Annotated in this window: 10 protein-coding genes; 6 read left to right on the plus strand and 4 right to left on the minus strand. The window is 73.2% G+C overall.

All coding sequences use genetic code 11. The annotated features are described in order from the left end of the window. Positions 1-122 precede the first annotated feature (122 nt). Positions 123-1,070 carry a MurR/RpiR family transcriptional regulator gene (locus TU31_RS00530; protein WP_078885477.1) on the minus strand — a complete coding sequence of 316 codons (948 nt, stop codon included), beginning with the start codon at positions 1,068-1,070 and terminating at the stop codon, positions 123-125. 131 nt (positions 1,071-1,201) lie between these two features. Here TU31_RS00530 and TU31_RS00535 point away from each other — a divergent pair, with 131 nt between their 5' ends. From TU31_RS00535 to TU31_RS00545, 3 genes are all read left to right on the plus strand, one after another. Then, entirely contained in the window at positions 1,202-1,564 is a 363-nt protein-coding gene (locus tag TU31_RS00535; RefSeq protein WP_026169645.1) for a DUF8819 family protein, read from the plus strand. Positions 1,565-1,615: 51 nt separating this feature from the next. Further along, positions 1,616-1,909, plus strand: coding sequence for a DUF4031 domain-containing protein (locus TU31_RS00540; RefSeq protein ID WP_042147180.1), 294 nt, complete (start codon positions 1,616-1,618; stop codon positions 1,907-1,909). A gap of 66 nt (positions 1,910-1,975) precedes the next feature. Beyond that, a complete protein-coding gene (locus TU31_RS00545) occupies positions 1,976-2,515 on the plus strand; it encodes a pyridoxamine 5'-phosphate oxidase family protein (protein ID WP_042147183.1) in 540 nt (179 codons plus the stop codon). A 30-nt stretch (positions 2,516-2,545) separates the two neighbouring features. Here the strand turns inward: TU31_RS00545 and TU31_RS00550 are convergent, their stop codons facing one another. Together TU31_RS00550 and TU31_RS00555 are read right to left on the minus strand one after the other, a co-directional pair. After that, positions 2,546-3,832 (minus strand): Cmx/CmrA family chloramphenicol efflux MFS transporter, encoded by a 1,287-nt coding sequence (locus TU31_RS00550; RefSeq protein WP_042147186.1) that lies wholly within the window; start codon positions 3,830-3,832, stop codon positions 2,546-2,548. A 668-nt stretch (positions 3,833-4,500) separates the two neighbouring features. After that, positions 4,501-5,184: an HD domain-containing protein gene (locus tag TU31_RS00555; protein ID WP_042147189.1), complete on the minus strand. Its 684-nt coding sequence runs from the start codon at positions 5,182-5,184 to the stop codon at positions 4,501-4,503. A gap of 275 nt (positions 5,185-5,459) precedes the next feature. Here TU31_RS00555 and TU31_RS00560 point away from each other — a divergent pair, with 275 nt between their 5' ends. Both TU31_RS00560 and TU31_RS35740 read left to right on the plus strand, forming a co-directional pair. Continuing rightward, positions 5,460-6,182 (plus strand): copper homeostasis protein CutC, encoded by a 723-nt coding sequence (locus TU31_RS00560; RefSeq protein WP_042147192.1) that lies wholly within the window; start codon positions 5,460-5,462, stop codon positions 6,180-6,182. 214 nt (positions 6,183-6,396) lie between these two features. Then, on the plus strand, positions 6,397-8,514 hold the full coding sequence (locus TU31_RS35740) for a serine/threonine-protein kinase (protein ID WP_078885478.1): 2,118 nt from the start codon (positions 6,397-6,399) through the stop codon (positions 8,512-8,514). Between the two features lie 43 nt (positions 8,515-8,557). Here TU31_RS35740 and TU31_RS00570 read toward each other — a convergent pair whose 3' ends face one another. Beyond that, entirely contained in the window at positions 8,558-10,666 is a 2,109-nt protein-coding gene (locus TU31_RS00570) for a HelD family protein (protein WP_042147195.1), read from the minus strand. Positions 10,667-11,023: 357 nt separating this feature from the next. Here TU31_RS00570 and TU31_RS00575 point away from each other — a divergent pair, with 357 nt between their 5' ends. Next, entirely contained in the window at positions 11,024-11,233 is a 210-nt protein-coding gene (locus TU31_RS00575; protein ID WP_042147198.1) for a hypothetical protein, read from the plus strand. Positions 11,234-11,489: the final 256 nt, after the last annotated feature.

Consider the following 11,489-nt stretch of genomic DNA (forward strand, 5'->3'; position numbering starts at 1 on the left):
GACTCTCTTCGGTCGGGCTCGTGGGGGGCCGTGGCTTTTCGGCTGTCCCGCCGCCGGGTGCCGTCGTGCCCACCCGTGCCGTCCCGGCGGCACGGGGCCCACAACGGTGGGGCGGTGTGAGGTCAGCGCTGGTTGTTGCGCGGCGAGTGGCGGTGGGCGAGGGCCTCGTACGAGGCGGACAGCGCGGGGGCCGCGGTCTCGTACGTACGCTGCGCGACGCCTATGAACAGGCAGTCCACGACCAGCAGCTGACTTGTCCGGGACGACATCGCGGCCGGGCGCAGCTCGCTCTCGCGGGCCGTGGACGTGGTCAGGATGTGGTCGGCGTACGAGGCGATGTCGCCGTCCGGGCGGCCGGTGATGGCGATCGTCGTCGCGCCGTGGTCGAAGGCCACCCGCAGGGGCTCTATGACATCGGTGGTCCGCCCGGAGTGCGTGATGGCGATGGCGACATCGCCGGTGCGCATCTGCACGGCGTTCGTCACGGCCAGATGCGGGTCCGCGTGCGCATGCGCGATCAGGCCGATGCGCAGCAGCTTCTGGACGAGGTCCTGGCCGACGAGGTTGGAGGCCCCTATGCCGTACACATCGATACGGCGGGCACCGGCGAGCGCGGCGACGGCGGCTTCGAGCTGGGTGACGTCCAGCGCGGCGGCGGTGTCGGCCAGGCACTGCTGCTCTTCCTGCGCCAGCTTCGCGACGACATCGACGAGGGAGTCGTCGACCGCTATGTCCGCGGTCACCGCGGGCGCGCCGCCGGCCGCCTGCTGCGCGGCGAGGGCGGCGAGCGCGAGGCGCAGATCGCGATAGCCCGGGTAGCCGAGCAGCCGGGAGGTCCGCACGACGGTGGCCTCGCTGGTGCCCGTGCGCTCCGCGAGGCCGGTGACGGTGAGGGCGGCGCAGCCGGCCGGGTCGCTCGCGACGGTCTCGGCGACCCGCTGCATGGAGCGGGTCATCGTCGGCGCGAGGGTGCGGACCTTGGCGGCCAGCGCCGCGGGGGCGGGTGGGGCCGGGGCCGGTCGGGTCTCGACGGGCACGTCCTTGAAAGTTTCCTTCACGCTGCTACTCACGCTTGAAAAGTAATTTCATCGACCGCTCGGCGTCAATACCCTCTGTGAGTGCTGTGGACAGAGCGAGAGGCCGCGGCGTGGGCTGTGGACAACTCCGCTCGGCGGCCGGCGGCCGGGAGACAATGGGGGGCATGGAGATGGAACAGGCATTGCACGCCGCGCGGGCGCTGGTGCTCGCCGACCTGATGGCGGACAAGGTGGCCGACGCCGACATCGTCTCGCTCGTGGAGGATGCGGTCGTCCACCGCCGGTGGTGGGTGGAGCAATGGCCTGAAGGCGCGGCATTCGTCGCAGGACTCATAGCGCAGGACGTCCAGGACGCCCTCCTGGACCGCTACGGCCGCTGGCCGCTGTGCCCCGTGTGCACGGAGTCGGGGGATCCCCATGCACTTGATGTCGAACCGGAGTTGGGGACCGATCCGCACTGGGTCTGCCCCAAGACAGCTGTCGCGGTGGCCCGGGTCGGCCGGCTCGGCGCCCCGATGGAAGGCTGAGGTGGTTGATGGTGCGGCGGGCTGACGTGGCGATCCGGCCGGAGCGCTGAGGTGACGATCTATATCGATCCGCCCACCTGGCCGGGCCACGGCCGGATGTGGTCGCATCTGGTCAGCGACCACTCCTTCGACGAACTGCACGCCTTCGCGGCGCGGCTCGGCGCGCCCCGGCGGGCGTTCGAACGCGACCACTACGACCTTCCGGCGGAGCGGTATGGCGACGCGGTGCGCGCCGGGGCCGTGGAGATCGGCTCCAAGGAGCTGGTACGCCGGCTGACCGCGGCCGGTCTGCGCCGCCCCAAGCACCGGCCGGCACCCCGTACGGCCCGCCGCGGCGCGTCGTAGCGGCGGTGCGGCGGCGGGCCCCCGCACGATGGCCCTGACCGTGCGCCGCACCGAAAGGGGACAGCTATGTCAGCCAGCGAAGGCGGACAACCGGCCACCGACCTCGACCCGAACTACAGCAGTGCGGACGCCACGGCGACCGCCTGGCCCGCGGCCGTCGGCGGAATGACCGAGGCAGAGATCTTCTGGCTCACCACCGTCCGGCCCGACGGCCGCCCGCATGTCACCCCGCTGCTCGCCGTCTGGTCGGACGGTGCGCTGCACTTCTGCACCGGCCCCGAGGAACGCAAGGCCAAGAACCTCGCCACCAACGCGCACTGCGTGCTGACGACATCGACGGCCGGCGGCAACGACCTGCACGCCGGGCTCGATGTGGTCGTCGAGGGCGAGGCGGTGCCGGTGCGCGATGAGCCCACGCTGCGCCGGCTGGCCGATCTGTACGGCGAGAAGTACGGCAGCGACTGGCATTTCGACGTCCGCGACGGAGCGTTCTACGGGGAGGGCAACCGGGCCGTGGTCTTCCGGGTCGAGCCGGTAACGGCCTTCGGGTTCGGCCGGGGTGAGACCTACAGCCAGACGCGGTGGACCTTCGACGGCGGGGCCTGAACGGCCGGTCGGGGCGCCCTCCCCACGGGGTCAGCGGTGCCCCGTCGCCTCCGTTGCCTTCGCGGTCTCCACCGGCTGCTCCGTCGCCCGCGCCGCGGGCGTGGCGGCGGCCGAGGAGGCGATCAGCCGGGACTGGTTCGTCGCGCGGTGCAGCCGGAACGCGAAGGCGGTGGTGACCACGGCTCCCGCCGCCAGCGCGGCCCCCGTCCAGGCCACGGACGGGTAGCCCCAGCCCGCGCCGATGGCCAGCCCGCCGAGCCAGGGGCCGAGGGTGTTGCCGATGTTGAACGCGGCGGTGGTGGTCGCTCCGGCCAGCGTCGGCGCGGCGTTCGCCACGTTGAACATCCGGGCGTTGAGGGCCGGGGCCGTGGTGAACGCGGTCACCCCGAGCATCAGGGAGAGCGCGATGGCGGCGACCGGGCTGTGCGCCGTCAGCGCCAGGACGGCCAGCACGGCAGTGGACGCGGCGATGCCGCCGAAGAGCGTCCCGAAGAGGTGTGCGTCGGCTATCCGGCCGCCGATGAACGTGCCCGTCAGCGCGCCGACGCCGAAGAGGGCGAGCACCGTCGGCACCCAGCTCTCGGCGAGGCCGGCGGTGTCGGTCAGCAGCGGCGAGAGGTACGAGAAGAGCGCGAAGACCGCGGCGCCGTTCAGGGCCGTCGCGGTCAGGGCCAGCCACACCTGCTTGTCCTTGTAGATGGTCAGCTCACGGCGCAGCCGCGGGCGGTCCTCGCCGGTGGGCACGGCCGTACGCGGCACCAGCGCGATCACGCCGAGCAGGCCGATCGCGGCCAGGCCGGCCACGGCCCAGAAGGCGGCGCGCCAGCCGGCGTGCTGGCCGAGCAGGGCGCCGGCCGGGACGCCGGCGATGTTGGCGATGCTCAGGCCGCCCACCATCACGGCCATCGCGCGGGCCCGCGCGGTCACCGGCACCAGCGAAACGGCTACCGCCGCGCCGACCGCCCAGAAGCCGGCGCAGGCCAGGGCGCTCACGATGCGCGAGACGAACAGCACGCCGTACGAGGGGGCCAGCGCGCCCGCCACCTGGCCGAGGCCGAACACCGCGAGCAGCGCGATCAGTGTCGTCCGCCGTGGGAGCCGGAGCGTTGCGGCGGCCAGTACCGGGGCGCCGACCACCATGCCGATCGCGAAGGCGGAGACCAGCAGCCCCGCCTGCGGAATGGAGACGTCAAGGTCGCGGGCCAGGGGCTGGAGGATGCCGGAGAGCATGAACTCGGAGGTACCGAGCGCAAAGACGGACAGGCCGAGGACGTACACGGCGATGGGCAGACGGGCGCGGTTGGGCTGAGCGGGCATGTCAGCTACTAACAGCGGTAGGAGGGCTTACATTCCCGGCTCGGGGCGGGTCTTTGTGCGGCGTTGTCGGTGGCTGGGCGGTTCGCCTACGGCGGGTGGGTGGCGGGTCGGAGGGGACGCCCGGTACCCCGTCCTCGGCGCGGGCGGCCCTGGTCCCAGAGGTTGGGAGCCCCGTTGTTCGCTCCGGTCCTGCGGGCGGGGCACCGGACATCCCCTCCGACCTCCGTGCGTGCGCGACTGACCCGCCGTACGGATGGCCGTTACGGCGATGCGGCGACACCTTTTGGCAGGCATCTGGTCCCCGCAGGCCGGGCGCGGGCCTTCGTGGGTGCTGTGACGGACGGTGCCACCGGCCGGCAGTCGGCAACGGGGGACGGTCGGAGGGGATGTACCGGGGCCCGCCCGCAGGACCGGAGCAAACGCCGGGGTAATCAAACGCGTGGACCCGCGTCGCCCGCGCCGAGGACGGGTCCCGGTGCGTCCCCTCCGGCCCCCGCGGCAACCACAGACCCCGCAACGGCGCCAGCCCCAACGGCGCCGCACCAAACAACGCACGGCGCCCCCTTAGGGGCGCGGGGAACGGCGCGCCCAGCCACAACCCACCCGCAGACAAACCCGCAGCCACACGAAACCCGCCAAGGCGAAAGCCCAAGCAAGCCCAAGCCCCCCTACGCCCCCCGCAACAGATCCAGCTCCGTGGCGAGGTTGCGGCGAGCAGTGTGTTCCCAGAGGTCGTACCCGCGGGGAGTGCGGAAGAGGCGGGGGAGGGAGAGGAGTTGGGTGAGAACGGCGGAACGGCCGGCGGTGAAGTCGGGGTCGGGAACGAAGGCGTACTCGGCGCGGACCGCGGCGGCGTAGGCGGCGTACTGGTCGGGGGACCCGGCGAGCACCGCGAGGTCCGCGTCGCAGAGCACCTCGCCGTCGGGGTCGTCGGGCGCCGGGTCATGGGTGACGGTGAGCCGCACCAGACGGGCGACCTCGGCCGTGCGGGCCGCGCCGATCCCCAGCTCGGGCAGCGCGCGCTCGGCGAGGGCCGCGCTGCGCTCCTCGTTCTCGGAGCGGTCCGGGCGGTAGACCGCGTCGTGGAACCAGGCCGCCAACTGGACGGTGGGCAAGTCATCCGCGTGCTCGGCCAGTTCGTCGATGCGCAGCAGGACCGCGGCCAGATGGTCGACGGTGTGGTAGCGGCGTTGCGGTTCGCGCCAGCGGGACAGGAGGTTGTCCGCGTACGGGGCCGGGTCAGGGGCCGTGGGGTTCTTGGTGCCGCGGGCCGCGGTGACGGTGTCGGCCCAGCGCTGCCGCAGCTCCGGCGCCGGGTCGGTGGTGTCTGCCGTACGGGGCACGGGGTTCATGCCAGCCATTGTGCCTCGCACCGGGGCGGAGGGTGAGGTCCGGTCAGGTTTGCGGACGGCCGCGGTGAGTGGGGAAGGGGACGGCGGTCGTCCCGAGGGCTTCCGGCGGTCGGCGGGCGGTCGCTCCGGTGGAGGCGGGTAAGGCGTACGGGCGGATTCCGGGCGTGCCGGTGCGGGGCTGGTGTCCGGAGGGCCGGGTGGCCCGTACTCTGGGATATTGGACTAGACCTGTCAGGGGTCCGTCCCGTCATGTCGTCAGCGGAGGATTGGGTCATATGAGCAAGCGCGCGCTGCTGGAGGTGATCGCGCTCGGCCCGCGGGACGCGGTTGCCGCCGAGGCCGGCGGGGCCGACCGGCTGGAGCTGGTGACGGACATGGCGGCCGACGGGCTCACCCCGCCCCGGGCCACGTTCGCGGCGGTCCGGGCGGCCGTGGGCCTTCCGCTGCGGGTGATGCTGCGGGCCGCCGACGGCTTCGCGGCGGGCGATGTGGCGGCGCTGTGCGAGGAGGCCGCGGCGCTGCGGGCGGAGGGCGCCGAGGAGTTCGTCCTCGGATTCCTCACGCCGGACGGGCGGCCGGATCTGGCGGCGGTGACGGCGCTGGCCGAGGTGATCGACGGCTGCCGGTGGACCTTCCACCGGGCCATCGACCGGGCCGCCGACCGGGACGCGCTGCGCAAGGAGCTGGCCGGGGCGGCCGGAGCCGCGGGGCTCGACACCTATCTGACGGCCGGGGCCGCGCAGGGCGTCGACCGCGGGCTGCCGACGCTGCTGGCCGAGCAGGCGCGTACGGCGGCGGGCGAGCCCGGGTACGCACCGCGGATCCTGGTGGGCGGCGGACTCGGGCTCGGCCATCTGCCGGCGTTGCGGGCGGCCGGTCTCGACGCGTTCCACATCGGGGGCGCCGCCCGGCCCGCCGGCTGGTCGGCCCCGGTGGAGGCGGCGGCGGTACGGGAGTGGCGGGAGGCACTGGATCTGCCCGTCGCCCAGCGGGTCTGAGGGGCCTGAGGCGGCCGAGACGGCTGAGGCAGCCGAGGATTCGGCGGGGCTGAGCGGGCCGGGCATTCGACGACGCGGAGAGGCGCGGCCTCCGTAGGGAAAGGGCCCCATCGGGCCCACCTGCGCCCCGCCCGGCCCGCTTCCTCAACTCCCTTTGGCGTGGCACTGTTTGACGAGTGTCACGGTGGGGGGACCAGGGGGAGGGTGACACGGCATGACGGGTATGGGAGTCAAGCCGCTCGGTGGTGACGACCCGCGGCGGCTCGGCGTTTACCGGATGCTGGGGCGGCTCGGCTCCGGCGGTATGGGGCGGATCTATCTGGCGCGCTCCACGGCCGACGGGTCGCTGGCCGCGGTCAAGACGCTGCTCGCCGAGGGCGTCGTCAGCGACACCGACCGGCGGCGGTTCGCCCGCGAGGTGACGCTGGCCCGGCGGATCGACAGCGTCTATACGGCCCGGGTGCGCGACGCCGATCCGGACGCCGAACTGCCCTGGATGGCCATCGAGTACATACCGGCGCCCGCGCTCTCCGAACTCGTCCGCAGCGCGGGACGGCTGCCCGGCTCCGCGGTGCGCTGGATCGCGGCGGGTACCGCGCAGGCCCTGGTGATCCTGCATGACGAGGGCATCGTCCACCGGGACGTCAAGCCCCAGAACATCCTGCTGCCGCTGGCCGGGCCCCGGCTCATCGACTTCGGCATCTCGCACGCCAACGACATCACGCGGACGACGCTGACGCTGGGCACCGTCGCCTTCACGTCGCCGGAGCAGGCCCGTGCCGAGCAGTCCACCACGGCGTCCGACGTGTACTCGCTGGGCGCGACGCTCTTCTATCTGGCCGTCGGCCGCCCGCCGTACCCCGAAACCGACGACACGATCCGGCTGCTGACGCTCGTACAGCGCGGTGCGCTCGATCTGACCGGGCTGCCCCGGGAGCTGACCGCGCTGATCCGCCCGTGTCTGGCCGCCGATCCGGCTGAGCGGCCCGAACCCGCCGATGTGCTGCGGCAGTTCCTGGAGGAACTCGACCGGATGCCGACCTCGCGGCGCGGTGAGCGCTGGCTGCCGCCGCGGTGGACCGCGCTGATCGAGAAGTACGAGGCGCATGGGCGGGCCCTGCGCAAGACCGCGGACGCGCAGCCGCCCGCCGCCGACGAGTGGACGCAACAGGTCCCGCCGCCCGGGCCCACCCGCGTCTACACCGAGGAGCGGGCCGCGCGCCGGAAGCAGGAGGAGCGGGCGGCGCGGCAGAAGCAGGAGGAGGAGCAGCGGGAGCGCGAGGCGCGCAAGGAGCGAGAGCGCAGGGAACGGGCGCGGAAGGCGGCGGAGGAGCGCAAGGCGGCGGAGGAGCGCAAGCGGGCGCAGGCCAGGGCGCGGGCGACCGCGCAGGCCGCGGAGAAACAGCGCCGGGAGCGGGCCGAGCGGGAGCGGCAGAAGCGCGCCCAGGAGGCGTTGCGGGAGAAGCGGGCCCGGGCCTCGGCGGCCCCGTCGAAGCCCGCCGCGTCCGCCTCGGCCAAGACGTCGCCCACCCCGCAGACCGCCAACTCCTCGTCCAGCAGTGGCTGTTTCTGGCCGGTGCTCCTGTGCATCGCGTTCGTGGTCTTCCTGTGGAAGCCCTGGCAAGCCGCGGACACCTCCGGCTCGTCGAGCGGTACATCCAGTGGTACGTACTCCAGCGGTGGGACCGGTTCGGGGTCGTCGAGCGGTACGTACTCAAGTGGCGGGACGAGCTCGGGGGCGTCGGGCAGTTCGTCCTCCAGTGGCGGGTCGAGCTCCGGGACGTCGAGTGGTACGTCCACCAGCGGCGGGGCCGGTTCGCGGCCGACGACTGCCGCGTCCCGTACCCCCAGCCCGGTCGATGCCGCCTTCGCGGCCGTACGGAGCGGCGACTGCCTCGATGCGTACCAGGACGGCTACGGCAACTGGAGCCGTTCGGCGCCGGTGCGGGTCGGCTGCGGTGCCGCCAGTGCGTATCTGCGGGTGCTGCGGGTGGCCGGGGCAGGGAGCTGTCCGTCCGGCGGCGGACGTGGCGGCTGGTGGCACAGCGGGACGGGCTCCTCGTCCACCAACCTGTGTGTGGAGCGGCAGTTCCGCAAGGGGCAGTGCTTCCTGGCCAAGGCCCGGGGCGGCCGCCCCGGGCCGGCGAACCTGCTCACCGCGTGGAACTGCAGCGCCGACCGGGTGCCCCGGGAGTTCGACTACATCATGCAGGTCACGGCCGTTATGCGGGCCTCGGCGGGCACCGGCGCCTGCCCGGGGGACCCGGGCCGCTACCGCTACTCCTGGAATGTCTACGACGGCACGACCATGATCTGCGCCAAGGTCGCCTGACGCCGTCGCGTCAGGCGACCGCGGCGGCTGCTCGCAGGGCCCCTCAGCGGTCGGCCAGTTGTTCCGGCAGTGCCGCCGCGTGGACCACCGTCAGACCGGAGACCGCCCGGGTCAGGCAGACGTACAGGCGGCGCAGGCCGGTCCGTTCGTCCGGTTCGCCGTCGACGATCGCGGCGGGCTCGTCCAGGACCACGTAGTCGTACTCCAGACCCTTGGCGAGCGTGGCGGGTACCAGCGTCAGCCGGGCCTCGGCCGAGGTCTCCTCGCCGGGGGCCAGGCAGGTCACACCCGCCGCCTCCAGGGCCGTGCGCAGCTCCGGAATCCGGGCCTCCGCGGCGATCAGGCCGATCGAGCCCTCCTTCGCCAGTGCGTCGTCGCAGGCCGTGAGGGTGGCGGCGGTCAGGGCGGCCGGGTCGACCGGACGGATCGCGAAGTCGCCCGCCGCCTCACGGATCGAGGTGGCCTCCGTCAGGTCGGGGGCGATGGCGGGCAGCAGCCGGGAGGCATAGGCGATGACCTCGCGCGGCACCCGGAAGCCCTGGGTGAGTTCCTCGACGGCCGAACCGGGCTTGCCGAGGTGGGTCAGCGCCTCCTCCCAGGTGTCGGTGGCCCAGGGGGTGGTGCCCTGGGCGATGTCGCCGAGGATGGTCGCGGAGCCGGTCGTGCAGCGGCGGCCGACCGCGCGGTACTGCATGGGGGAGAGGTCCTGGGCCTCGTCGAGGACCACATGGCCCAGCGACGGGGTGCGCGTGATCAGGTCCGTCGCCTCGTCGATCAACACCGCGTCCGCGGCGGACCACTTGGCGCTCTTCACGCTGCGGGCCGGTTTGGGCCACAGGATCGTCTTCTGCTCCTCGGGGGTCAGAATGCCCTCGGCCTGCTCGGCGAGGAAGTCCGCGTCACCCAGCAGCCGCAGCACCAGCTTCGCCGGGTCGACCGGCGGCCAGACCGCCTTGACCGCGGCCTTCACGGCGGCGTTACGGGCCACCGCGTCCTGCACCCGGTCGTCCGGCGCCTCGCCCGCCTGCTCCATCCGCACCAGCACGGCATGGGCGATCCGCTGCGGCAGGGCCTCCCGGGCCGCGCCGTAGCGGATCTCGCGGTCCCGCAACTCCTGGACGATCTCTTCGAGTTCATAGGCGGGTACGCGCCAGCGGCGGGAGCCGCGGACGACCACACAGGGCTCCTGCGGCAGCGTGATGTGCGAGCGGACCGCCCGCCGCAGCACCTCCGCCATCCGGGCGTCGCCCTTGACGGTCGCGGCGGCCGCCTCGTCCGTACCGCGTACCTCCACATGCCCGACCAGGTCGTCGACCGTGGCCTGCTTGACCTCCAGCTCGCCGAGGGCCGGCAGCACCTGCTCGATGTAGTGCAGGAAGGAGCGGTTCGGGCCGATGACGAGGGTGCCGGAGCGGGCCAGCCGCTCGCGGTGCGCATAGAGCAGATACGCGACCCGGTGCAGACCGACTGCCGTCTTTCCGGTGCCCGGCGCGCCCTGGACGCAGACCGAGCCGCCGATGCCGGCCCGCACGATCTCGTCCTGCTCCGGCTGGATGGTGGCGACGATGTCCCGCATGGGGCCGACGCGCGGACGCTCGATCTCCGACTGGAGCAGGGCGCTGGTCCGGGCGGCCTCGGCCGGGTCGGTGAGGTGCTCGTCCTCGTACGCGGTCAGTTCACCGCCCGTGTAGCCGAAGCGGCGGCGCAGCTTGAGGTCCATCGGGTCCTTCTTGGAGGCCCGGTAGAACGGCTGGGAGACGGGCGCGCGCCAGTCGATGACCATGGGGTCGCCGTCGGCGTCGTGGACGTGCCGCCGGCCGATGTAGAAGTTCTCTCCCTCGGACCCCTCGGCCAGTTCGAGGCCGGGCGCGTGGAGATAGTCGAGGCGGCCGAAGAAGAGCGGGGTGTGCGAGAGGTCGGCGAGCGCCTTGATCCGGGCGTCGACCTCGCCCTGGAGGACCTCGGCGTTGACCCAGTTCGCGGTGACATCGGCGATGTTCAGCGCCTCGGCGTCGGCCCGCATCGCGCGCAGGGCGGAGCGGGAGGCGGCGAGGTGGGCCTTTTCGCGCAGGAGCGGGTCGTCGGTGGCCGGCTGGGGGTGGGAGCTTTGGGTGCGCGGCTCCGTGGTCGGGCGGGGGGCGTGCGAGGGCACGGCGTTGCCTCCGGGGCGGGTACGTCGGCGGGCGCGCGCCGGTGAGCGCGGGCGCGGCGGGCCGGTGTCGGTGCACAGCGCGGGTCCTGCGTGTGCGGGTCAGCGGCGTGAAGCGAAGGGCCGGCCGGTTTCCGACCGGTCGGCGGCACTCCTCGACGGGAGGCAGGCAGACGCGCGATTGTAGTCAGCGGCTCATGAGGGCGCCAACGGATTTACGACGGGCCGCGGCGGTCTCCGGCGCGACGGCGGCATCGGTCTCCCGTAGGGGGCGGAGTGGGCCTGAAGACGGACATCCGGCCCACAGGGATGGACCTATGGACCGATGTGCTGCAATCGCGTGAAATTCATCATGGAGTCATGAGCAGCGCAGCGATTCCCCCAGGCCCTGTCCACCCCGTCTCCCTCCACCCGGCCAAGGGCGCCACCGCCCTCGGTGTCGACCCCGGGCGCGATCCGGCGGCGGCCCATGAGCACCGCTATGTCGTGGGCAACGCCCTCCGCGCGATCAAGGTCTTCGCCTCGGCCGCGTTCAGCGTCGTCGTCATGGGCGAGTACGCGGACGACTGATGCCGCGGCCCCGCCTCATGGAGCTGAGCGCGTGCCCCGGCCGCCCTTGTGCGCCCGCGCGGCGCACAATACGGGGCAAGAAGCGCATCACACGCGTGCCGCCCAGGCACGTACGGATCATGCACACCACACGCGCGATCGGGCGCGCGAAGCCGGCCCCCGCGTCGACATCCGGATGACCGGAAACCGTAACGGACGGCCGGCCTCGATCCACTAGCGTCACCGCGGTAGGCGCGCTCAAGGCAACGGGGAGGGG

Origin of the sequence: Streptomyces lydicamycinicus (assembly GCF_000829715.2) — a bacterium.
In the GTDB taxonomy this organism is placed as follows: Bacteria; Actinomycetota; Actinomycetes; order Streptomycetales; family Streptomycetaceae; genus Streptomyces; species Streptomyces lydicamycinicus.